General features: G+C 57.3%; 17 protein-coding genes and 1 pseudogene. 17 read left to right on the forward strand and 1 reads right to left on the reverse strand.

Translation table 11 applies throughout. The features are described from left to right. Window positions 1–2 precede the first annotated feature (2 nt). The 15 genes from ACI48J_RS07075 to ACI48J_RS07145 all read left to right on the forward strand — a co-directional run bounded on the left by ACI48J_RS07075 (window position 3) and on the right by ACI48J_RS07145 (window position 21644). A complete protein-coding gene (locus tag ACI48J_RS07075) occupies window positions 3–1892 on the forward strand; it encodes a sensor histidine kinase (RefSeq protein ID WP_405082274.1) in 1890 nt (629 codons plus the stop codon). Window positions 1893–2054: 162 nt separating this feature from the next. Beyond that, window positions 2055–3545 (forward strand): extracellular solute-binding protein, encoded by a 1491-nt coding sequence (locus ACI48J_RS07080; protein ID WP_405082275.1) that lies wholly within the window; start codon window positions 2055–2057, stop codon window positions 3543–3545. Window positions 3546–3705: 160 nt separating this feature from the next. Continuing rightward, window positions 3706–4623 (forward strand): helix-turn-helix transcriptional regulator, encoded by a 918-nt coding sequence (locus ACI48J_RS07085; RefSeq protein WP_405082276.1) that lies wholly within the window; start codon window positions 3706–3708, stop codon window positions 4621–4623. A 29-nt stretch (window positions 4624–4652) separates the two neighbouring features. Continuing rightward, window positions 4653–5660 (forward strand): hydroxyacid dehydrogenase, encoded by a 1008-nt coding sequence (locus ACI48J_RS07090; protein WP_405082277.1) that lies wholly within the window; start codon window positions 4653–4655, stop codon window positions 5658–5660. A gap of 224 nt (window positions 5661–5884) precedes the next feature. Then, window positions 5885–8971 carry an FIMAH domain-containing protein gene (locus ACI48J_RS07095; RefSeq protein WP_405082278.1) on the forward strand — a complete coding sequence of 1029 codons (3087 nt, stop codon included), beginning with the start codon at window positions 5885–5887 and terminating at the stop codon, window positions 8969–8971. 61 nt (window positions 8972–9032) lie between these two features. Further along, on the forward strand, window positions 9033–10889 hold the full coding sequence (locus ACI48J_RS07100) for a hypothetical protein (RefSeq protein ID WP_405082279.1): 1857 nt from the start codon (window positions 9033–9035) through the stop codon (window positions 10887–10889). Between the two features lie 22 nt (window positions 10890–10911). Beyond that, complete coding sequence (locus ACI48J_RS07105; RefSeq protein WP_405082280.1) at window positions 10912–12696, forward strand: glycoside hydrolase family 3 protein; 1785 nt, start codon at window positions 10912–10914, stop codon at window positions 12694–12696. Further along, entirely contained in the window at window positions 12689–14269 is a 1581-nt protein-coding gene (locus ACI48J_RS07110; protein WP_405082281.1) for an FAD-dependent oxidoreductase, read from the forward strand. The genes ACI48J_RS07105 and ACI48J_RS07110 overlap by 8 nt, the downstream gene beginning before the upstream one ends. 373 nt (window positions 14270–14642) lie before the next feature. Next, window positions 14643–15659, forward strand: a complete 1017-nt coding sequence (locus ACI48J_RS07115) for an NAD-dependent epimerase/dehydratase family protein (protein WP_405082282.1) — start codon at window positions 14643–14645, stop codon at window positions 15657–15659. Between the two features lie 2 nt (window positions 15660–15661). Then, window positions 15662–16732, forward strand: coding sequence for a dihydrodipicolinate synthase family protein (locus ACI48J_RS07120; RefSeq protein ID WP_405082283.1), 1071 nt, complete (start codon window positions 15662–15664; stop codon window positions 16730–16732). Between the two features lie 480 nt (window positions 16733–17212). Further along, entirely contained in the window at window positions 17213–17893 is a 681-nt protein-coding gene (gene sdaAB, locus ACI48J_RS07125) for an L-serine ammonia-lyase, iron-sulfur-dependent subunit beta (RefSeq protein ID WP_326057321.1), read from the forward strand. After that, a complete protein-coding gene (sdaAA, locus tag ACI48J_RS07130) occupies window positions 17890–18777 on the forward strand; it encodes an L-serine ammonia-lyase, iron-sulfur-dependent, subunit alpha (protein WP_405082284.1) in 888 nt (295 codons plus the stop codon). Before sdaAB ends, sdaAA begins: the two co-directional genes overlap by 4 nt. Before the next feature lie 471 nt (window positions 18778–19248). Further along, window positions 19249–20178 (forward strand): ADP-ribosylglycohydrolase family protein, encoded by a 930-nt coding sequence (locus tag ACI48J_RS07135; RefSeq protein WP_405082285.1) that lies wholly within the window; start codon window positions 19249–19251, stop codon window positions 20176–20178. A gap of 216 nt (window positions 20179–20394) precedes the next feature. Then, window positions 20395–21069, forward strand: coding sequence for a hypothetical protein (locus ACI48J_RS07140; protein ID WP_405082286.1), 675 nt, complete (start codon window positions 20395–20397; stop codon window positions 21067–21069). 149 nt (window positions 21070–21218) lie between these two features. Beyond that, complete coding sequence (locus ACI48J_RS07145; protein WP_405082287.1) at window positions 21219–21644, forward strand: SRPBCC family protein; 426 nt, start codon at window positions 21219–21221, stop codon at window positions 21642–21644. 157 nt (window positions 21645–21801) lie between these two features. Here the strand turns inward: ACI48J_RS07145 and ACI48J_RS07150 are convergent, their stop codons facing one another. Beyond that, entirely contained in the window at window positions 21802–22404 is a 603-nt protein-coding gene (locus tag ACI48J_RS07150; protein ID WP_405082288.1) for a copper amine oxidase N-terminal domain-containing protein, read from the reverse strand. A gap of 485 nt (window positions 22405–22889) precedes the next feature. Between ACI48J_RS07150 and ACI48J_RS07155 the strand changes: the two are divergent. Next, window positions 22890–23087, forward strand: a pseudogene (locus tag ACI48J_RS07155) (RNA polymerase subunit sigma-70); the annotation flags it as partial. A 301-nt stretch (window positions 23088–23388) separates the two neighbouring features. Continuing rightward, window positions 23389–24807 carry a Wadjet anti-phage system protein JetA family protein gene (locus ACI48J_RS07160; protein ID WP_023554900.1) on the forward strand — a complete coding sequence of 473 codons (1419 nt, stop codon included), beginning with the start codon at window positions 23389–23391 and terminating at the stop codon, window positions 24805–24807. The last annotated feature ends 4 nt before the right edge of the window (window positions 24808–24811 follow it).

Raw genomic sequence — 24811 nt, forward strand, 5'->3', positions numbered from 1 at the left:
GAATGCCGGGCCGGATCGCTTCGCTGTACCGCAATATGAATATCGGCGGGAAGCTGCTGGTGACGTACATTTTGCTGATTGTTTTGCCCGCCGTCACCATTTCCTACATCTCCTATCAGAAAACGTCCGCCATGCTTCAGGATCAGGTGGTGGAATCGACGCGGCAGTCGTTCGAGCAGGCCAATACGTTTATTACTTACAAACTGAACAACGTGAAGGATGTTTCCAGCATTTTGTATATGAACCGGACCCTGAACGATATTTTGAAGAAAAAAGGGCCGGGCTACTCGCTCAAAGAGCAGATCGATGATTACCAGACGCTGCTGGACATTATCCGCTCCGGGCAAAACAGCCGGGAAATCTACAGCATCCGCCTGTTCGTCGAAAGCGAGGGCATTTTCTCCAAGGAAAACAGCTCGATCCTGAGCTTGTCCAAAATCCGCGGCGAGCCGTGGTACACCGAGATGGCGGACAACCAGCAGAGCATCTACTGCCGTCCGACCTATGCGCACGATTACGGCGACGCCCGGGGGCTGCAAAATATCGTATCGTGCATCCGGCCGCTTCAGGATTACGATTTCAGCGGAAGCTGGCTCGGCGTGCTGGCGATCGACATTGCCGAAAATTCGATCAGCGAAATTATCGAGCGGACGAACATTACGCATAAGGGGCAAGTCTACCTGCTCGATGACGATGGCAAGGTGATCTCGGCTGCCGACAAATCTAGGCTCGGCAAACCGCTCGAGCAGCAGAAAGAGCTGCAGGCGATTTCGGGAACGTCCAGCGCGATCAAAATGCTGAAAACCGGCGGGAAGGCCGGTTCGATTCTCATCCAGAAGCAGGTCGAGGGAACGAACTGGCGGCTGGTCGCCGTCATTCCCCAAGAGGAGATTCTGGCGCAAAGCAGCCAGCTCGCGAAATATTTGATCCTCCTGTTTATCGTCGTCACCGTGCTGGCCGTACTGACCGCTTTCGGCGTGTCGAGAGGCATTACGCGCCGCATCCGGCTGCTGATCCGCCACGTGGGCAATATCGAAGCGGAGAAGTGGAACCTGAAAATGCGGATCGACAGCACCGACGAAGTCGGAAAGCTGCAGCAGCATTTTAACCGGATGAGCGAGAGCATGCGGGACCTGATCCGGGAGAAGTACCAGGCGGAGGTGGCCAAGAAGAGCGCGGAGCTGAGAGCGCTTCAGGCACAGATCAATCCGCACTTTCTGTACAATACGCTGGAGCTGATCCACTGGATGGCGATGAAGCATAAAGCGCAGGACATCAGCGAAATTGTGGGCCGGCTCGCGAAATTTTTCCGTCTCAGCTTGAGCAAGGGGCGGGATATCATCTGCATCCGGGACGAGATCGAGCATGTCCGCACGTATCTCGATATCCAGAACCGGCGTTTTTCCGGGCGGATCGACTACAGCTTCGAAATAGGCGAAGGGCTGGACGACATTTCGACCGTGAAGCTGGTGCTTCAGCCGCTCGTCGAAAACGCGATTCTGCACGGCATCCGGGAAAAAGAAGAGAAGCGGGGCCGCATCCGGATTATCTGCAGGCGCGACGGAGACCTTGTCCGCTTCGTCGTCGAGGACGACGGGACCGGCATGACGGACGAGCAGATCCGGCGCATTACGCTGGAATCGCAGTCGGGAAGCGGCGGTTACGGCGTGCACAACGTGGTGCAGAAAATCCGCCTTTATTACGGCGAGGAATACGGGCTGCACTATGAAAGCGAGCCCGGCGTCGGCACGAGAGTAACCGTCGTCTTCCCGGCGATTCCCTGCGATATGCCGGATCAAACCGGCCAAGGCGGAGACGGGAGCGGGGACCAAAGCGGCGGCAAGGACCGCGGCCGGAGCGCTGATCGGGACAGCGATCAGGATAGCGGATAGCGGGCAGGGCGGCACTCAGGGGGACCGGCGCAAGGGCGGACCGGGAGAGAATAACCACTTTGGACAACCGCCAGAGCATCTTGCGACAAATACTTTAAAATCGGGCCGTGCTATAGTGATCTCACAAGCCGAACAGCATTTCATATTCATGGGGGAGGACATATGAAAAAACTAGCTACCGGAATCATGAGTCTTACGTTAGCGCTTTCATTACTGGCAGGCTGCAGCCCGTCCAAAACAGAAACGGGGGGCGCGGCATCCGGAGGAGAATCCGCACAGAAGCCCGAGCTTCGCATGCTCGGGTTCCAGAAGAGCAACTTCGATCCGAACACCGATCCGGTTGCGAAATTTTTGGAGGAAAAAACAGGCTACAAAGTCAAGTACGAGACGCTGCCTGTTGAAAATCCCGACGACAAGCTGAATCTGCTTATCGCTAACAAAGAGCCGTACGACATTCTGAAACTGTCGGCATCCCAGTATAACCGCCTCGCCTCGCAGGGCGCGCTGGAACCGCTTGACGATCTTCTCAAGAAGTACGGGCCCACCCTGCTGACCTCGACTCCGCAGGACGCTTACGACAACGCCAAGGTCGACGGCAAAATCTACGGCATCCCGGAGAAGCACCCGCGCGCCTTCGTCGGCAACGAGCTGGTGATCCGCCAAGGGCTGCTTGACGAGCTCGGCGCGAAGGTGCCGGCCACGATCGACGAATTTTACGACCTGCTCAAGCTGATCAAGGAAAAGAAAAATATTATTCCGCTGACCGGCTCCCAGGTACAGAGCGTCATTTATGAAATCGCCGGCGCCTTCGGAATTTCCTCGCCGTTCGACGATGAAACGGGCAGCATCCGGCATCGTCTGGACGACCCGGGCATGAAGGAATATCTGGCCTTTATGAACAAGCTCTACAAGGAGGGGTTGATCGACTCCGAATGGCCGGTGAACAAAGCCGCGACCGCCAAAGAAAAGTTCACGTCGGGCAAAGCCGCCATCATGGAGACGGACTTCGCATCTCCTCCGACGCTGGTAGCCGGTCTGAACAAGGTATACCCCGACTCCAAGCTCGCTTTCATTCCGTCGCTTAAGGGCAAGGACGGCAAAACGGAGAACTGGATTCAGGGCGGCGGGGTAAGCTGGTATATCGCCATTCCGAAAGCGTCGAAAAACAAGGAAGAAGCGATGAAATACCTGAACCTGAAAATCCAGCCTGAAACGTTCAAGGAGCTTGCGATCGGCCAGGAGGGCGTCCATTACAAGAAGGACGAGAAGGGCGCGATGTCGCCGATCCTTCCGAAATTTACGGAGGAGCGCAACAACTCCGACTGGTTTATGACAAGCACCGATGCCAAGGCGTATGAAGAAATGTGGCTTGTCCGCGTCCGTAAAGATCCTCTCGTCGCCTCGTCCTTCGAGGAGATGCAGAAGCAGGCGCCGGTTTCCCGCAAAGACCCGACCCTGCTGGCGCCTCCGATGGAAGTTGTGGCGAACAACCTCCAGAAGCTGACCAAAATGGAGACGGACTATATCATCAAAGTAATGGCGGGAGCGGAGAGCCTATCCGGCTACGACAACTTTGTCCAGCAGTTCAAGAGTCAAGGCGGCAGCGATATGCTGAAAGCGCTCCAGGACTGGTACGCGAAATCCAAGAAATAAAAAAGGCATTAGAACAAAACAGCTTCCGGATTTATCCGGGAGCTGTTTTTAGTTTTTGCCCCTGGGAAAATAGCTTAAGATATTCCTTATTTTCATAAGATCAAAGCCTTACGACCGGCCTGCCCCCCGGGAGACAATAGGGAGGAAGGAGGGGGTATCTTTGCATTCCTTTCAACGCGCCGGACTGGCGGCTGAAACCGGTTTTGACAGATGGCATTTGGAACGTCCGATGACTTTGGGGAATTTTGTGCTGGAACAGGTCCGCGACAGCTGCTTTCATAAGGAGCTTCAGGCATTTCCGGAGAAAACGAAAAGCTTCACCTTGCTCTATGCGCTTTCCGGCAGAGGAACGCTCGTATGGGAGGGCCGGCCGGCTTCCTTCGGGGAACGCGAGTTCATCCTGGCCGCTCCGGGAGGAAGCTGGAAGCTCGATACTTCGCCCGGGCCGATCCGGCTTCTGACGATGCGCTTCCGGGATACGTCCGGCAAATTCGGACTGGAAGAAAAATCTTCCGGATGCGCTGAGGCAGACGGCTCTCCCGTTCGTAAAGATGACGGGACTCTGGAGGAGCTGCTGCTCGGACTGCAGAAGGAAATCGGCTTCAAAGACAGCTACACGAAGGCGATGGCCGAAAGCTATCTGCAGCAGATCGCCGTCGCTCTGTGCCGGACGAAACGCGCTCATGTAAACGCTGCCAACGATAGTGCGTTTGTACCCGCGGCCAGCCGGAAAGAGCTCGCGTATCAGGCGGTCGCTTTCTTGGACCACTCCCTGCTGGAAATCCGGGAGCTGAGCCAGCTTGCCGGCGTGCTCGGCTACAGCTATTCCCATCTTTCCCATGTGTTCCGGCTGGAAATGGGGGAATCGCTGCAGAGCTACTGGACCCGCAAGCGGATTTTGAAGGCGATGCGGCTGCTGCAGACCGGTCGGACGACCGTAACCGGCGTAGCGGAGAAGCTGCACTACCAGTCGATTCATTCGTTCAGCAAAGCATTCAAAAAAATCGCCGGACTGACGCCGTCGGATTATCAGGGCCTGTACGGTTCGGCCCCGGTCAGACAGCGTCAAGTCCATTGACTATACACACGAACAGCGAGGTCGATAGCATGAAAACGGTATTCCTGATGGGCAAAAGAGTAGCGGACCGCGTATTCGAGCCGGCCGAGCTCCGCAGGCTGGAAGACCTGGGAGCGGAGCTGGTCTTCCGGAGCGAAGAAACCGACGCAAACCCGGCGGAAGCGGCCGAATTGATGCGCGGGGCCGAGACAGTCATCACCTCGTGGGGATGCCCGAGGCTGGATGCGGCCCTGCTGGAGGGAGCGCCGGACCTTAAGGCGGTCCTTCACGCCGCAGGCTCCGTGAAAGCGGTGGTGCCGCCGGAGGTCTGGGAGCGCGGCATCCGCGTCACGTCGGGCGCGGCCGTTCTCGGGAGGGGCGTCGGCGAAACGGCCCTCGGCCTGACGATCATGGCGATGAAGAACATCGTGCAGGTGGCCGAAGAGACGAAACGGAGCGGCTGGTGGAACGTCCGCAAAGACCCCGTACGCGATTCCGTCCGGGAAATGTACGGGTCGGTCGTCGGCGTTATCGGCGGAGGCAACGCCGGACGGCATTACTTGAGCCTGCTCCGCCATTTTCAGGTGAAGGTTCTGCTGGCGGACCCGTCCTACACGGCAGAGCAGGCTGCGGCGGCCGGAGCGGAACTGGTTCCGCTGAAAGAGCTGCTCGCACGGGCCGACGTGGTGACTCTGCTCGCTCCGGAAATCCCCGCAACCTACCGGATGCTGAACGGGGAGCGTTTGGGTGCGATGAAGGACGGCGCGGCGCTTATCAACCTGTCGAGGGGATCGCTGATCGACGAGGAAGCGCTGGCGCGCGAGCTGCGGCGCGGCCGGTTACGGGCGATTCTCGATGTCACCGAGGAGGAGCCGCCCCGCCGGGATCACCCGTTCATGACGCTTCCGAACGTCATGCTGACGGGGCATATCGCGGGAGCCGTGAACAACGGGCTCCTGGCGATCGGGCATTTTATCGTGGACGAATGGGCCCGGTTCGCAGCAGGCGGGCGGATGGAAGGCGAAATCGATCCGTCCAAGCTTGACGGCATGGCTTAAACAAAGAGACGTAAGCTCGTATTCGTATGCCCGTTTTTAAGTAAAAGGGATTCCGGCCTTTGCCGGACTTCGGCGGAATTCGCATGCGGATGACCGCAGTCGAGGAGCGCCGCACGCGCGTTTGCAGGACACCGGTCGGGAGGGGCGCGCGTTTTCGCCGCCCCGGGTTTCTTTCCGCTTGCCGGGTGAAAAGGCACTTACTACCTATATGTCAGGAGGACATCATGCATCCTTATAAGCGCTTGATCTCACTCAGTCTGGTTCTGGCACTTCTCTTCACGGCGTTTTATGTCCCGTCAGGGACCGCGGACGCGGCGGAAGAAGCGACCTATGAGGCGATTCCCGTAATCAACGCCGGATTCGAAGAGCCTGTTTCGGGCACCGCGGTTCCGGGCTGGAAAACGGTTCCGGCCGCTGCTCCGGCAGGCAATGCGACCGGAGTTACCGGCGAACGGGCTTATGCGGGCGTCCATAGCTTTTTGCTCGACGATAACAGCGCTTCGCAGTCTCTCGCGCTGATCAGTTCCGCTATCCCGGTTACGGCCGGAGAGACATACCGCCTTTCGGCCCGGATTTACGTGGCCCAGACGAGCGTGCGGGCGTATATCAAGTTCTTCGGCGAGACGGGTAAGGAAGTTACGCCCAGCGCGACGGCGCTGGCCAATACACCGGGCAAGTGGGAAGCGCTCACGCTCGAGGGAAAGGCTCCGGAAGGCGCAGTCAAGGCCGAAATCTGGTTCTATATGGGCGCGGCGGGAACGGCAAAAGCCTACGTGGACGCAGTCGAGTTCGCGCTGCGGCAGATAGCGCCGGAAGAGCCGCTGCCTCTGCACTTCGGAGCGCCGGTAGATTTGGGCGAGGCGGTCAAAATTCCGCTTGCCCAGGCAGCGGCTTACGGGCAGGATGCCTCGGGCCGGAGCGAGCAGTACATCGCCGTGACGGGATCGCCCGCGGTTTTCTACGCGGTCGATGCGGAGAGCGGAGCGCGGAAATTTTCGGCGCCGCTTCCGGGCTCCGACGTGGTATGGGCGATGACGACGGCCCCGGACGGCAGCGTTTATTTGGCCGGAACGAACGACGGCAAGCTGTACCGGTACTCGCCGGACGCGAAGCGGCTGGACGTCGTAGGCGTTAACCCGTCCGACAAATTCGTGTGGGACCTGAAGGCGAGCTCCGACGGCAAAATTTACGGAGCCACTTACCCCCGCAGCAAGGTATTCGAATACGACACCGCCAGCGGCGCCTTCCGGGACCTCGGCTCCATGATGGAGGGGCAGCAGTACGCCCGGGGACTGGGAGTGACGGATAAGTACGTGTATGCGGGCATTGGCACGAAGGCTCACGTGATCCGATACGACCGGCAGACGGGGGAGAAGAAGGAGATTCCGCTTCCGGTTTCCGGCGAGAGCGGCACGATCGCGGAGATTGACATTTACGGGGGCAAGCTTTTCATCAACGGTGGCTCCAAGCTGTATATCGTGGACGAAGAAACGGAAGTGCTGGTGAATACGCTGACTTACCAGAGCAAAATTTCACCTCCCTCGCCGTTTAATCCCGATCTGATCTATTACAAGCTCCAGGGCGAGCTGTATACCTACGATTTGAAAGCGAACGCGGCGGCTAAAGTGGAAGGCATTCCGGAGCTTCCGGCGGACACGGCGGTCAAGAAGCATGCCTGGATCACCCTAAAGCAGGGAGAGAAGGCCGGTCAGACGGTTTTGGCCGGTATGGCGGCTTTTACGGATTCTTTCTTCTATAATCCGGTGGACGGCGGCTACAGCCTGCATTTCCCGGAAGTCGACGCACAGGGCGTATCCGTCAATGCGCTTGCCGCGGGAGACGGGGACGGCAATATATACGCCGGGGGGTATCAGCGCGGACTGAGCATTTTCAATGAAGCTTCTCAAACGTATACGTACACGAACAAGGCGTTTCATCAGTCGGAAGGGATCTACCCGTTCGGCGGAAAAACGTACTTCGGGACGTATCCCGGCGGCAAGGTATACCGCTACGATCCGGCGCTTCCTCCGGAATATAGCGAATACGGTGCCGGAAATCCGGGTCTGTACGCGGATATCGGGGACGATCAGGACCGTCCGTTTGCGATGGCAGGCGGGGACGGGAAGCTGTTTATCGGCACGTTCCCGAGCTACGGCAAGCTGGGCGGCGCCCTGACAATCGTCGATCAGACGAAGGAAACGGACGAAGCCGTGACCGGGGCCGTCTACGAGACTTACCGCAATATCGTCGAAAATCAGAGCATATACGGCCTCGCTTACCGGGACGGCAAGCTGTACGGAAGCACGTCCGTCGTCGGAGGGCTGGGCGTAAATCCCGTCGAGAAGAATGCGAAACTATTTGTTTTTGACGTCGCCTCGCGCAAAAAAATAAAAGAATTCACCCCTGTCATACCGGGGCTGGACGTACCGCTCCAGACGATCGGAGAGCTTTCCTTCGGTCCGGACGGACTGCTATGGGGAGCGGTCGACGGCACGATTTTCGCCATGAATCCGGACACGTACGAAATCGTCAAAAGCCGCGTCGTCTATCCGACGACCTTCGGAAGCAGCAAATACCGTCCCTTCTATCTGCGCTGGGGACAAGACGGGCTGCTGTACACGACGCTCGGCCGCAAGCTGACCGTGGTCGAACCCGCCACCCTGCGCTCGCAGACGCTTGCCGAGGGTACCGTCAACCTGATGACGCTCGGCCTGGACGGAAGCGTCTACTACACCCAGGGCTCCCGGCTGTACCGGCTTCCCGTGCTGCCGACTGAAGCGGAGCTGCTGGCCGATAAAAGCGAGCTGACCCGCGGGGAGACGGCACGGCTGTCCGTCAAAGTGACGCTTGCTAACAGTCTGCCCGCCAATCTGACGGGGGCTTCCGTCAGCTACACGTCAACGGACCCCGCAGTGGCCTCCGTCGACGGCGAAGGAACGGTGACCGCGCAAAAGGCAGGGACGGCGCAGCTCGGAGCGGTCGTCACGCTTCACGGCGCCGTCCTGAGCACCGGCCCGCTAACCGTTCGCGTCGGAGTCACTTCCGGCTCGCTTGCGGGCACGGTCGCCGCTCTGGAGAAATCCGGCGAGCTTCAGGCGGGCCTTGCGGGGCAGCTCCTGCAGGCCGTGAAGCAGGCGGCCCGCCACGAGGAAGCCGGTCGATACAAGCAGGCGCTGCATCAGCTCGATAATTTCGGTAAAAAGCTTGAGAAAGGCGCCGGAAATGAAATAACGCCGTCCGCCGGACGGATTTTGGCGGACGATGCCGCCGTCTTAAGGAAGGAATGGGAGAATAAGCTGTCCGCTCTTTAGCGGACGGCGCTTTCTCTTTTACCGTTTTCATAAATCATAATGCACCTATGGAGGGTTACCGATGAAAACTGCCGTTTTTACCGCAGAGCCGTTAGCAAGAGAGATTGTGTCCGGAAGCCGTGTGTTTCCTTTCGAAGCTTTCCCGGCCGGCGGACTGGAAGACTACGATGCCGTCCTGCTGATCGGCTCTTCCCGGATCGACGACGAAACCGCCCTGACCCGCGAGCAGTGCGATATCCTGTGGAATTACGTATCCGGCGGGGGAAGGCTGTATGCGGAGCTACTCAGCGCATACGATTTTTCCAGCTCCCGGCTGCTGGGCTGGAAGCAGGATTTTCCGAAAAGCCGACGCACGATGGAAAAGCTTCGTTACGCCGCGGGAGACGGCGTCCTGCCGGAAGGAAGCCTGCTGGAGTGGGACGGCGCGATGGCGTACGGATTCGGCGTGGAAGCGGAGAGCAAGCTGGAAATCGGCGCCTACAAAGACACCCGGCAGGCGCTTCGGGGATCGGGTGCCGGACGGGATTATCCGGGGCTGAGCATACGGAAACTGGGCGAAGGCGCGGTCGTTTACTGCGCGTTCTCGCTCTTCTCCAGCCGTGAGCCCGCCGCTCTCCGGCCTTATGCGGACTGGTCGGCGGTGATCGGCTCGCTTGCCGCAGAGACCGGCATTCCTTTCAAGGCGCCGGCGCCCGTAATGGAACTGTCCTGCGGCACGACTGCGGATAAAGCCGTCGAAAACAGCGTGAGCTGGTTTACGGACTCGGGCGTTCTCCCGGAAAAAGACGGCTCCGCGGGCATCCTCGAAAATATTCATTCCGTAACGGCCCGCTTGTCCTCCGACAGACGCCCGGATTGCCACGCCCATGCCGCGCTGATGTTTTATTTGTACGGCAAAGCTTCCGGTCAAGCCCGCTGGGAAGAAGCCTCGCATAATCTGCTCGGCTATTTGTTCGAGGCGGGCTACCAGGATATGGACTCCGAATCGGCGACTTACGGTTTTTATAAATGGTTCGATTATCCGGGGGATAAGCCCGATCAGATCTTTACGGACGACAACGCCTGGGTGTGCACGGTGCTGCTGTACCTGTACCGCCGTACCGGCCGCGAAGAATACCGGAGGAGGGGGCTGCTCGTTGCGGAGGGCCTTCTGGCTACCCAGCACGAAAACGGCCTGCGGGCGAACGTTATGACGGGAGCGCAGCTCCGGGATATGGGCCGGGGGCGTATAGCGGCCGAGCTTAAAGTCAGCCTTAACCCGCATTTCGAAAGCATGGCGCACACGGCTTTTATCCAGGCTTATCTCGTGACCGGGGAGGCCCGCTACCTGGATACCGCCATGAGGGGGTCGCTTTATATGCTGCGGCATCCGGACGAGCTGGAATTCATGTACAGCCGCACGTCGGGGCTGACGCGGTTCACGCTTCCGCTCGGCTATTTGGCCAAGCGGGACGAAACCGGTGAAATCGCCGAAGGCTTGCGCGGAATCGCCGATTATTTGCTTACTCACCGGCACGAATCCGGCGGCATCGAAGAAGCGGATAATCCCGACCCGGACCGCTTCGGTCTGGAGGATGCCGGCGTCTACATTCATAACGGCGAGGGCATAGCCGACCAGCTGTACACGAACAATTTCCTGCTTATGAACGCCTGGGAAGCATGGAAGGCGACGGGAGACGAAACTTACCTCGACCTGTACCGGGGGCTGGAGCGTTTCTTGTGCCGGATTCAGATTTCGAGCGGGGACCCGCGGTTTCACGGAGGCTGGATGCGGGCGCTCGATCTGGAGCGGATGGAGTATTTCGGCAACAACGGCGATACGGGCTGGGGGCCTTACTGCATCGAAAGCGGCTGGACGACCGCGATAACCGCCGCCGGGCTTCTGCTGGGCATGCTGGACGAAACGATTTTTGACTAGAACCGGAACGGGAGAATGCCGCATGAAACTATCGACAATAACGCTGGACGAACTGACGCTGGAGCAGAAAGTCGGGCAACTATTCACGTTTTATCATCTTCAGCCCTATTTCTCCGATTTTGCGGAAAAAGCGGTCCGCGACTGGCACGTCGGAGGCTTGTTCCTGGACATGGAAAGCCTGATCGATCCCGCACAGGTGCGGGAAATGACGGACGCGATGCAGCGGGCCGCGCGGGAGACGGAAAGCGGCATACCGCTGTTTATAGCGGCCGATTTCGTGGCCGGTGCGGGCTGCAAGCTCCGAGACGGGGGAGCCGTCCATTTTCCGAAAAATAAAGCGGTCGGCGCCGCCGGAGACGCGTCCTTGGCCTACGAATCGGGACGAATCACGGCCCTGGAGTCGCTTGAGCTCGGTGTCAACTTCAATTACAGCCCGGTCGTGGATATCAACAACAATCCGCTTAACCCGGTGATCGGCACGCATTCCTTCGGAGAGGACGCCGCCCTCGTAACCGAGATGAGCCGTGCCGTTATCCGGGGCATGCAGGAGCACGGGATGATCGCCACGGCGAAGCATTTCCCCGGTCACGGAGACACGCGGGTCGATTCGCACCACGATCTGCCGGTTCTGGCGTTCGGCCGGGAACGGCTGGAGAGCTTCGAGCTGGCCCCGTTCCGCGGCGCCATCGAAGCCGGGGTGGAAGCCGTCATGGTCGGTCATATCGCCGTACCCGCGTTCGATCCATCCGGGATGCCCGCTTCGCTGTCGCAGGCGATGACGACCGGCATTTTGCGGGAGGAACTGGGCTTCGGGGGATTGATCGTGACGGACGGCCTTTCGATGAAAGGCGTCACCTCGCGGTTCAGCCAGGCGGAAGCCTGCGTGCTGGCGCTGAAAGCGGGAGCCGACGTGCTCCTGGCCCATGCCCTTACGGCCGAGGAGGGCCGGGAAATGGTCGACCGCGTGCTGTCGGCCGTCCGCGGCGGAGAGATCGGGCAAGCGCGCATCGACGAAGCGGCTGCCCGCGTGCTGAAGCTGAAGGAGAAGTACATAGGCGCCGCTGCCGGCGAAGGGAACGCACCGGGCGAACCGGCGGCTCTGCTGCACCCGGATTCCGAGCGGGTCAGCCTGGCGATCGCGCGCAAAGCGCTCCGGGACCACGGCGGCTTCGGGCGTCTGCTCGGGTCTGCGGCCGGTACGGCTGAGCCGGTAAGGGGGACGCGGCCGAATCAAAGCCCCATGACCTTGGGGGCGTCCGGTCCGCTTGGCGGCCCGCCGCAAGGAGACGCTTCGCAGGGAGAGCGGCCGGGGGAACTGCCCGGCGCTCAGTCCGGCGCTTCGGGCGCCTCCGTCCGAGGCCGCCGCGGGAGCGTCCGCGAGGGGGCCGGTGAGGACCGCCGGCTTTTCGCGGACAGCCCCTGGGTGCTGCTCTGCGACGTTCAGCTCGGACTGTTCGCGGACGAGCTGGCGAAGACGGGGGCTGTCCGCCAGGTGGAGACGCTTGCCTCCTGCCGGGAGCTGCCGGAGAAGCTGCGCGCTTTCGAGCACGGCCGCACGCACGCCGTGCTGGTGGCGCTGACGCACAACAAACCGCTGCGCCCCGAGGATTTGGCGCCGCTTCAAGCGGCCGCGGAACAAGCCGGAATGACCGTCGGCCTCGTGCATTTCGGCTCGGGCTACGACCTGGAGCATCTTAGCGGAATTCCGGCGCTGCTTCTTTACGACAAGGCGCCGAGCCTGCAAATCGCGGCCGCCGAGTTTATCCTTGCCCAACTTGAAAAAGAAAGGAGCATCAACCATGTCTAACCTACTGAGGATGCGGGCGGATCTGATTATCATCGGAGGCGGAACCGGAGGGTGCGCCGCCGCGCTGGCCGCCCTGAAAACGGGCAAAACGGTTATCATGACGGAGGAAACCGACTGGATCGGCGGCCAGCTGACGAGTCAGGCCGTTCCTCCGGACGAGCATCCCTGGATCGAAGAGTTCGGATGCACGCGGAGCTACAGAACGTTCCGGGAGAGCGTCCGCGACTATTACAAGCGCTGCTTTCCACTTGCGGAAAGCGTCGATCGGGACCGCCCTTTCAATCCCGGCAGAGCTAACGTAAGCGCGATTGCCCATGAGCCGCGGGCCGCTCTTGCCGTACTTAGGGATACCCTGGCCCCTTATATTCACAGCGGCAAGCTTGAAATTTTGTACGGGTTCCGCATTCAGAGAGCGGACGCAAGCGAAGATACCGTACGTACGCTTACGGTAGTCCGCCCGGAAACCGGGGAAGAGATTGAGCTGGAGGCGCCTTATTACCTTGACGCGACGGAAGAAGGCGACGTGCTGCCCGTGGCCGGAGTGGACTACGTAACGGGCGCGGAGTCGGCCGCGGACACGGGGGAGCCGCACGCTTTACAGGGGGATGCGGACCCCGGAGACATGCAGGCTTTTACGTATGTTTTCGCGATGGACCATGTCGAGGGGGAAAACCATACGATTTCGAAGCCGGCGCAGTACGAGTTCTGGAAATCGTACAAGGCGGATTTCTGGCCGGATAACCAGCTCAGCTGGGCGGGGCTCGTTCCTCACACGCTGGAGCCGGTGCGGTACTGCCTTTTTCCGGACGGTAAGTCTTTTTCGCTGTGGAATTACAGGCGGGTGATCGATAAGGAGCAGTTCGCGGAGGGAACGTTCGTCAGCGACATTACACTCGTCAATTGGCCGGCGAACGACTATTGGCTCGGCTCGATCATTGACGTGTCCCCGGAGGAAAGAACGAAGCATCTGGAAAACGCGAAACAGCTTAGTCTTTCGCTGCTTTATTGGATGCAGACGGAGGCGCCACGTCCGGACGGAGGCAGGGGCTACCCGGGACTCCGGCTGCGCGGCGATGTCGTCGGTACGCGCGACGGCCTTGCGAAAAGCCCGTATATCCGCGAATCGCGGAGGATCCGCGCGGAGTTTACGGTGGTGGAGCAGCACCTAAGCCCGGAATTCCAGGCGGGACCCGCCGCGATGGACTACTTCGATTCGGTCGGCGTCGGCTGTTACCGGATCGACCTGCATCCGAGTACGGCGCTTCGAACGTATATCGACGTCTCGTCGCTGCCGTTTCAGATCCCGCTGGGAAGCCTGCTGCCCGCGAAAATGAACAACCTTCTGCCGGCCGCCAAAAATATCGGCACGACGCATATCACGAACGGCTGCTACCGGCTGCATCCGGTGGAATGGAACATCGGCGAAGCCGCCGGGTATTTGGCCGCCTTCTGTCTGGAGCGCGGGGTGAAACCGCGCGAGGTGCGTCAGCGGCCGGAGCTTCTGGCAGCGTATCAGGCTGTGCTTGCGGATGCCGGCGTGCAGATGAAGTGGCCGGCGGTTCATGCGGTTTAGCGGCCGACAGAGAGAGTTCCCGCAAACCGCGCCCCTTCAAATTCCGGCGGGAACAGGGAAGATATGCGCTCAATTACCGCCCGCCCTAGGATATTTAGACTGTCTGAAGGATGGTTGTCTCTAATTCAACTGTTCACAAGACACAATCCGAGCGGCTAATAACGAGAGAAATGAACGCGAATTATTCGAATATAACTAGATATATTTGATTTTCACACGATTTATCGTCTGTTTTGCTTCCTAAAAGGAACTGTTAAGCGCATCCGATTTAGAGACGAATTATCGTATATATTAGACAATTTAAAGACCTTGTCTTTATATCGTGCGGCATGAAATACTTGAACTATCTTGGGAAGCAAAAGGGGAGACTTCTATGAAAACCGTTCAAGAACTGGAAGCAAAACTGGCGCAGCCGTCCGAGGCGCTTATCAACGATATCGCGAAGCTGGAAGGGGATATTATGCTCCTGGGCATCGGGGGGAAGATGGGACCGAGCCTGGCGAGACTGGCGATGAATGCCATTAAAGAAGCGGGCGTGGATAAAAAAGTATACGGAGCCTCCCGGTTCTCATCCGGCGGCTTGCGTGAAGAGCTTGAAGCGGACGGGGTCAAGACGTTTGCAGTGGATCTTCTTGACGACGAACAGCTCCGGGGACTTCCGGATGTGAAAAATATCATCTACATGGCGGGCAACAAATTCGGAACGACAGGCAACGAGCATTTTACCTGGGCGATGAATTCGTATTTGCCGGGGCGCGTAGCCGAAAAGTACCGGGATTCGAGAATCGTCGTGTTTTCCACGGGGAACGTTTACCCGATCACTCCGGTTCACCAAGGGGGAGCCACGGAAAGCACACCGCCCGCATCCGTCGGGGAATACGGTCAGTCCAGTCTGGGGCGGGAGCGGGTGTTTACCTACTTTTCGCATAAATATAACATTCCGATGGCGATCTACCGGTTGAATTACGCCATTGATATGCGCTACGGCGTGCTGCTCGAAATCGCCAAATCCGTCAAAGCGGGCAAGCCGATCGACATTACGATGGGGCACGCGAACGTGATCTGGCAGGGGGACGCGAACGAAATCGCGATCCGCTGTCTGAATCATTGCAGCACGCCTCCAGCGGTGTTTAACGTCACGGGACCCGAGACGCTTTCGCTGCGCTGGGTCGCCAATGAATTCGGTAGAAGGCTCGGAGTCGAGCCGATCTTCGAAGGAAGCGAGTCGGATACGGCGCTGCTGAGCAATTCATCGAAGGCGAGCCAAACGTTCGGATACCCGAAAGTGTCTGTTCTGCAAATGATCGACTGGATTGCGGATTGGGTAGAGGCCGATGGCCATACGTGGAACAAACCGACCCATTTCCAGGAGAGAGAGGGGAAATTCTGATTATGGCAGCCCGTAAAAACTTAAGTCCCGACATGCTGGCCGCGCTGCATGACGGCGTGGCGATTCCGGCCCATCCTCTCGCGCTCGACGAGAACAGGCAGTTCGACGAGAAGCATCAGCGGGCGCTGACCCGTTACTATATCGCATCGGGAGCGGGCGGGATCGCCGTCGGCGTCCATTCCACCCAGTTCGAGATCCGCGACAAGGAGGTCGGCCTGCTGGAGCCGGTTCTGCGCCTTGCGGCCGAGGAAGTGGAGAAAGCGGAGCTCAGGCGTCCTTTTTTCAAAATCGCGGGAATTTGCGGGCCCACGGAGCAGGCATCCCGGGAGGCGGAGCTTGCGGTAAAGCTCGGTTATGATATCGGATTACTGAGCATGGGCGGCTTGACAGGGTACGACGAAGCTCAAATTCTGGAGCGGACCCGCGCCGTCGCCGAGCTTATTCCGGTGTTCGGGTTCTACCTTCAGCCGTCGGTCGGCGGGCGGATTTTCAGCTTTGATTTCTGGAGGCGGTTCGTGGACATTCCGGGCGTCGTGGCGATCAAAATGGCGCCGTTTAACCGCTACCAGACGATTGACGTCGTACGGGCCGTCTGCTGCTCGGAGCGCAGGGACGAAATTGCGCTGTATACGGGCAACGACGACAACATTGTCACGGATTTGCTGACGACTTACCGGTTTCAGGTGAACGGGCAGACGGTAGAGAAAAAAATCGTCGGCGGCTTGCTGGGGCATTGGGCCGTCTGGACTCATAAAGCGGTAGAACTGCTGGAAGCGGTCAAAAAAGTGCGGGACAACCGCGATATTCCGGCGCACTGGCTGACGCGGAACCTTGAGGTGACGGACGCGAACGCGGCGTTTTTCGATCCCGCGCATCATTTTGAAGGTTGCATTCCGGGCATCCACGAGGTGCTGCGGAGGCAGGGTCTTCTGCAGGGCCGCTGGTGCCTCAACCCGAGCGAAGAGCTCTCACCGGGACAAATGGAGGAAATCGACCGCGTTTACAGGGATTATCCGCATTTGAACGACGATGCTTTCGTGAAGGAGCACCTTAGTGAGTGGCTCGCGGACTAATCGCTGGAAGCCGGGGGGCGGACCAGCCGCCGCAGACCTGGCCGGGCACCCATAGGCCAGGGAAGTCGCCTGTAGAAACGGCAGGATGCTGATTCCGCTTCAAAATCCCTTTTAGCGACAAGCAATCCTACTCTATGCAGCGGCGTTTATGAACTCGTGAGTATGCGGGTGCATCCAAACCAAGTTTCCGCTAGCCGCTTGTTGGCCGTTTTGGCTGATTCTGCCCTTTATTGCGCCTTTATTGCGCCGTTTTTCCGGCAGTCTGCCGACAGTTCCGACACCAATTCCGCCAACAGTTAAAACCGGCTTTGAAAAATGTGCGGCCCGTTACAAGATCCGGCAGTTGAATAGAGACGAGAATCGCAATAGAATAAGAATTAGGTGCTGGTCAATTAATTTGGCGGAATCAGCCCGGCCGAGCGGAAAGGCGTGTAAACGCTGCCGCCCTGCTAAAATGATTAGGACAGGGAGGAATACTGGGTGCGGTTCAAAGATGTTTTTTCGATTATCGGTCCTTCGATGATCGGCCCATCGAGCTCCCATACGGCCGGAGCCATCCGTCTTGGGCGGGTGGCCAGGCAGCTATTCGGTCAGCAGCCGGACAAAGCCGAGCTGACTTTTTACGGGTCTTTTGCCGATACGTACCGCGGCCACGGGACTGATTTGGCGATTGTCGGCGGCCTGCTGGATTATGAGACGGACAACAGCCGGATTCCGGATTCCCTGGAGGATGCGGAAGCGGCGGGGATCGAAATCGTTTTTCATACGAGCAAAGGGCTGACCGTTCATCCGAATACAGCGAAAATCGTTCTCTATGCCGGCGGCCAGGAAATGAGCATGGTCGGCGCATCGATAGGCGGAGGCAATATCGAAATTTTAGGGATTAACCAATTCGATCTCAAGTTCACGGGAGAATTTCCGACGCTGGTCGTTTCTCATCATGACCGGCCCGGAATGATCGCCGACATTACCGCTATTTTGCAGAAACACAATGTCAATATCGGGTATATGGATCTGGACCGCAAAGGCCGCAACGGCGATGCCATGACGGTGATTGAAGCGGATTCCGTGATTACGGACGGCCTGATCGGGGAGATTTTGCAGCTGAGCGAGGTAGACGGAGTGAAGATCGTGGATCTGAAGGAAAGAGGGCAATCATGAGATTTCGGACGCTTAAAGAACTGGCGGATATTTGCACGGCCGAGAACAAGTCGATTTCCGAGTTTATGCTGGAGGAACAGGCGAAGGAATCCGGCCGCGGCACGGAGCAGGAATTCGGGAAAATGGCCGATTACTACAAGATCATGAAGGAAGCGGTGCAAAAAGGACTCACCGAGGACACGACGTCCCGCAGCGGACTGACCGGCATGGACGCCCAGCGCGTCATGAGCTATATGTCCGGCTCCGTCCCGTCCGTGGGCGAGGAAGCGTGCCGGGCGATGGCCTACGCGCTTGCGGTGTCCGAAGTGAACGCGTCCATGGGCCGCATCATCGCGACACCGACCGCAGGCTCCTGCGGCATCATCCCCGGCGTGTTCGTCAGCGCCCAGCAGCGGTTCGGCTGGGATGACGACCACCTCGTGACGGGCCTGTTCAGCGCCGGCGCCATCGGCTACATCATCGCGAACAACTCGTTTGTGTCCGGCGCCGAGGGAGGCTGCCAGGCCGAGGTCGGTTCCGCCATCGGCATGGCGGCCGGCGCGATGGTCGAGCTGCGCGGCGGAACGCCCGCGCAGGCGGTGCACGCCGTCGGCCTGGCGCTGAAAAACACGCTCGGGCTCATCTGCGACCCCGTCGGCGGCCTCGTGGAGATTCCGTGCATCGTCCGCAACGGCTTCGGCGCCGTCAATGCGCTGGCCGCCGCGGACATGGCCCTTGCGGGCGTGCGCAGCGCCATTCCGTCCGACGAAGTCATCCAGGTGATGTACGAGGCCGGATCCGCTATGCCCGAGAAGTACAGGGAAACGGCCAAGGGCGGTTTGGCCCAGACGCCGACGGGCAAAAAAATGATGCAGGAGCTGAAGCTCAGCCGCAAACGTACTTAGAGGCTGCGAGCCGGGCGTAACTCCTGTTTCAATACAGGCTCGTCAAGGGCATGGAGCCGTCTCTGCCTACAGAAAGCACCACACCTCGCGCATCGCGGACCACTGCAATGCAGTGTCTCACCGCGCGCTGGAAGCTTGCATGGTGCAGCACAGACGCGTCCGGATTGCCGGGCGTGTCTTTTTTTTGCGGATGGTAGTTGGGCAAAGCAGAGGAAGCCTTGGAACGGACGAAGCGCGCTTAACGATTGTCCAGGACTTCTCCCGCGGCGAGCGTTTGGCGCCGTGTGGCGCCGTAAGAGGCGGTCGCCGCACCGGAACTGAGCGCGATGTGCCCCAAGACGGGGGTCGCCCACACCGGAATTGAGCGCGATGCGCCGCAGTTCTCGGCGGTTTTGTTTAAAGGGAGAAAGGAGATCGGCCGCCCGTAGAAGAATTTTTATATATACAACCAAGCTGGGAGGCTGAATCGTTATGGAATTTACTCTGGACCGTTTTCATGGCTGCCTGGCCGGTCTCGCCGCGGGCGATGCGCTGGGGACGGCGGTGGAATTCAGCAGACCGGGAACTTTCGAGCCCCTTCGCGATATGGTCGGCGGCGGTGTTTTTGGTCTGCGGCCGGGCCAGTGGACCGACGATACGTCGATGGCGCTTTGTCTCGCCGAAAGCCTGCTGGATACGGGCGGCTTCGATCCCGCCGATCAGATGAACCGCTACGTAAGCTGGTTCAGAGAGGGATACATGAGCAGCACGGGCACGTGCTTCGACATCGGGAACGCGACGCGGGAAGCGCTGCTGCTGTTCGAGCGTACGGGAGAGCCTTTCAGCGGCTCGAGCGACCCGTATTCCGCGGGCAACGGCTCCATCATGAGGCTGGCTCCCGTGCCGATGTTCTATGCCGCCGATCCGGCAGCGGCCGTCCGCTTCGCGGTGCAGAGCTCCCGCACGACGCACGGCACGGCGGAATGCCTGCAGGCCTGCGGGCTGCTCGCCTGCTATCTCCTCGCGGGCCTGCGCGGCTGGAGCAAAACGGAGCTCCTGGCGCCGGATGCTTACCGCGAATGGATGGCGGCGGCCGGACTGGAGCTGTCCGGCGGACTCGCCGAGATCCTCGGCGGCTCTTACCGGCATAAGGAGCCGCCGGCGATCAAAGGCTCCGGCTATGTCGTCCAGTCGCTGGAAGCCGCTTTGTGGGCTTTCGACAAGTCCTCAAGCTTCGAGGACGGGGCCCTGCTGGCCGTCAATCTGGGTGACGACGCCGACACGACGGGAGCCGTCTACGGGCAGATTGCCGGGGCCTACTACGGCTATGGCGGCATACCGGAATCGTGGCGGGAGAAGCTGGCGATGCGCGGGAAGATCGAGGAGACAGCGCGGAAGCTGCACGGTTTCCAGCGTGTTTAGCGCCTGTTTTTATAAGTAAGCGGCTTCGGGAAAACTTGAAGCGTTACACCGGTATCCATCGAAGCGATAAGCTGAACAAAGAAGCCGTCCTTGGCTTCTTTTTCTTTTGCCGGCGTGCGAAAAGAATAGGGAAAACGTGCAAAATTTTCCCTCTAACTTGAACCGGATTCTGCTATACTAGAAGTCTTCAAACTACACGGGAGGCTGTATTTTTTTATGTGGAATTCGATTGGGATGTTAAGTTTGCTCGGTTGTGTCGCTTTGTTCGTATGGGCCGTTGTCGCCGTTATCCGGAAAAACGGAAAAGCCAAAAAGATTTTTATGGGGTCCGGGGCCTGTTTCGTGCTGATGATCGTGGGCGCGGTAAATGCGGGACCCGAGAAGCCTCTGAACGTGCCGGTGTCAACGCCTGCCGGTGCCAAAGCGCCGTCTGCGGACCAGACCTCCGTTGTCGCGCCTGAGCAGGGGACGCAGCAGGGCGGGTCATCTGCCGACGAAAACCGGGAAGACGATGCCGATACGGACACCACGATCATCGTACCGTATAAGTCGGCTAAGCCGACCGTGACGCCGAGTCCAACCGCGACACCCAAGCCGACGGCAAAAATATCGCCTTCACCGTCCGTTTCCCCGACGGTTAAACCCGCGGCAACGAACACGTCAAAACCGACGGCGTCGCCAACGTCAAAACCGGGAACCACGCTGTCGCCCAAACCGGCCTCTTCATCGTCGCCTAGACCCACGGCTTCCGCTTCTCCGAAACCGACGACAGCGCCCAAGCCGACACCGCAGCCGGAAACCGCCAAGCCGACCCCGACGCCGGCGGCTAAACCGTCTACACCTTCGCCGCCTTCCACACCGAAACCGACTCCGAAAACGTCGAAGGGATGAGGGCGGGAGTTCTCTCTTTTATAGAGAGTTTAATCTGTTTTTCGTATGAATCAATGTAATATTGGGTGTTTTTTGAACTATTGTTTTCCATTTGCGCAGTGGTATAATTATCGGTAGTACAAATCTAATAGAGTGGGGCGGTAATTAGTATGGAAACTGGCGATAAAGTAACCATAACGGTAGAAGCCACAGTTCATGCTCCCGTTGAAAAAGTGTGGGAATATTGGACAGAACCACAGCATATAACGAAATGGTCTTTTGCTTCTGACGACTGGCATGCACCGAATGCCGAAAATGATTTAAGAGTCGGCGGAAAATTTGTCACAAGAATGGAAGCCAAAGATGGAAGTTTCGGATTTGAATTCGGTGGAGAATATGATGAAATCAGAAGCAATGAATTGATTTCTTACACGCTCGGAGATGGAAGAAAGGTTACGATCACGTTTATTGATCAAGGAAATAACACCAAGGTAATTGAAGCTTTTGAAGCGGAAGCCGCCAATTCCATTGAGATGCAGAAAGCCGGATGGCAGGCGATTTTAGATAATTTTAAAAAATATAGTGAAACCTTTTAAAAAAATTAAAATTCGTTCGGACTAAAGGTTGACCACATAGTTCCGCCAAAGCAAGAGCCGGGTCATAGCTCGAAGTTAAACCGCGATGGCGACGGAGTCACTTGTCAGAAATAGAAGAAAGGGTCCTCAACCGAGGGCCCCTTTTTTAATACCTGTTTTATGAATCTAGCTCGCTCTCTTCTTCTATATCCTCCCTGATAAGGGTATCGAAAAATTGAGTCTCCGTTAGTTTACCGTTATAAAAAGCACGAGCATTTTCAGTAGTTCCTGCTATGGATTCATTAAGCATATCTGCGAAAATAAAATCAGTAGTTCCCAGAGTGATTGCTTGCTTTGCTATTTCCTTGACTGCCTCATTATATTTATCTTCATTCCCCTTAAAGAATAAACCCTCATAAATAGCAATGAATTCCGTGTGGCCGGATCCATCCGTATGGTAATCTACAGAATGAATATTGTAGGTCTTTAAATGCCTCGCTACCTCATCCAGGCTTTTAAAAGCTGGTGATGATTCTATTTCCGCCGTATAAGTGTTCTGATCCCATTTCACTTCTGCTCCCAGCGCCTCAGAAACAGCTCTCACAGGCAGCACGGTGGTCCCGTCCAAGTTGATCCCGGGTACGTCGCTATTGACTTCTTTGCCGTTAACCGTGACCTTGACGATGGCATTTCCTTTGTAAACTCCATTGATGCTGGATGCGGATACGACCCCTGCGAACACACTAAACGCAGCGACAAGCATGATAACTTTCTTATTCATCTTATGTCTCCATTCTAAATATAGGTACAAACCTCATTTAAGCATATTTTTCCAGTGCGGGAAATGGTGTTATTTTGTCGAATCATTGGTATGTCGGTTCATACTGTTAAATAGTTAATAAGAACTGCGTTCCTTATGGCGCCGTGCTTTGAAAATGAACATCTTCTGAGTCGTAAAATAATCCGTGAGGCGCCAATATTGAAGCGGTAAAATGGGGATTTGGAGCTTCACTATACTGCTGTCATGAGTATCGAGAACCTGATGCATCCTCGGTCAGCCGCAGCTGGCGTTCCCGGACAACTCCTTCCAAATAGACAAGGAAGGGAACGAATTCACTTGAATAGTTTATCGGTGCTCATTCCTTCGAATCCCCTCTTACCAATTCCGCCCGTACAGGCACAATTAGGCGCCTGCCCTCATACAATGAGAAGACCGCAGCCGTTAATCCATGGTTGGTACGGGAATTGGAGCAGGAGGTGTCCTCTTTGCCAGGATTTTTTAGCGCCATAGCCTTTTTCATCAAAGAACTGACACTGCTGGTATCGTATGTCAAAAACAACGCGTTCCCGCAGCCCCTCACCGAGGCGGAAGAAAGCAAGTATCTGCAAAAAATGGCGGAAGGCGATGCCCACGCCCGCAATTTGCTCATCGAACATAATCTTCGGCTTGTTGCACATATCGTCAACACGTTGTGAACACGAACCGACGTCAGGAAGTGGCGCGGTTTGTGTGCAGCGGGCGGTTTGTGAGGTGAGGTGGGCCGAGCTATATGGAGCCTGAATCAGCCGGTCCGAGGGGGCCGGTTTTCTGCTTCTTCTGGAGTTAATACCGATACTTGAGAGCCTTGTACGGCAAGTATTCCGTATACCAATGGAGCTTGCCATTAAGATTGAAGGGAATAGCCGTATTCTACCATACTTCATATCTTCCAAATCTAGTATAATAAAGTATCGACATTTTTCTCCGAAAGGGTATGCGCGCGGTATGATGAACTTGTTTGATGTAGTACCGGAAGGATTATTTCATCTTCTGACGGGTTCCAATCGGAAGATATATGCGGAAGCACTGCTGCTTTTATACGAGCATTCGCAAAGGGAGCGGTTCGGCATTCGCTATGAAGTCATGCGGGATCTGCTGCAGGAGCTGCTGGAGACTCAACAAGAAACGGGTATGGTCATTTCTGCCGATGAGGATGAGCCGGTTGGAGCTGGAAGAGAGGATCAGCTTACGTTAGAGGATGTCTCCAGAGCTCAGGCCAATGCATTGCTGCGACGGCTGGAACGGGCGAAGTGGATTGATGTGGAAACCCGCAGCCAGTTCGAAGCTTATATTGTACTTCCCCATTATGCCAGCCGGCTGATTGCGGTGTTTCAGGAATTATGCGAAGCACGGACGGTCGAATATCAACGGTTTGCTTTTGTAACTTATCAGCTTCTTACCGGCGAGGAGGCCAAAATGCGCCCTTGTTTCGCCGTAATGGAGGCGGCACAGGTAACAAGGCAATTTCGCCATGAATTGATTGGGTTATACAATAATATGAAGCATCACATGGAGACAGTTGTTCAAAAAACTTCGATTCGCGAAGTGCTGGACCATCATTTTGAAACCTATAAATCGCAAATTGTAGATAAAAGCTATCACCGGCTCAAAACGTCGGATCATGTGGCGCGCTATCGTTTTCAAATCCTTCATACGGTTCAGAAGTGGCTCCTAGATCGGGGTTTGCTGCAGGAAGCTGCAATGGACGGCGTCAAGAGCGAGCTGTATGAAACGGTTGAACAAGCGGAATATGCCGTCAAGGAAGCTTTATTCTTCATTGAAGAAACCTTTGTCGGGCTGGAAGAGATTTTCTATCAGATTGATGTGCGGCATAACCAGTATCTTCGTTCTTCCTACGACCGGGCCAGATATTTGAGTCAGCAGCATGAAGGATTGGACCGCCGGTTGACACGTCTGCTGGAGTTGCTCGGCCAGCAAAAGCAGGATGCGGAATACTCGCTGTTCGCGATTAATCAGGTTCGCGGATGGTCAGAGCAGTCACTCCTGCCGCCGCGCCGCCGAAGGATGGCTCATCAGCCGGAGACCCATGTTACGGTTCCGATTCCGGCACACGTGATGGAGGAGCTGCGACAGAGGAACGTAGAGAAAATGCGCAAGGCCATTACCCGTAAAAAAGTGGATGATTACGTCATGACCCGGCTTGGTGACCGAAAGCGCATGGAACTGATCGAGCTCGCTCCAAGTAGTGCCGAGGAATTTCTTATGCTGGGGTATGTTTATTTGTATGGCTCGGATGGTGGCTCGCGTTTCAGCTTGGACCGGCAAGGCAAGCGGCAGACGGTTAGTGTCGGAAGATATCGATTCCACAATCACGACATTGTCCGTAAAGAGCGGGGAGGATAACGAT

This window comes from Paenibacillus chitinolyticus (assembly GCF_045038035.1).
GTDB lineage: Bacteria > Bacillota > Bacilli > Paenibacillales > NBRC-103111 > Paenibacillus_F > Paenibacillus_F chitinolyticus_A.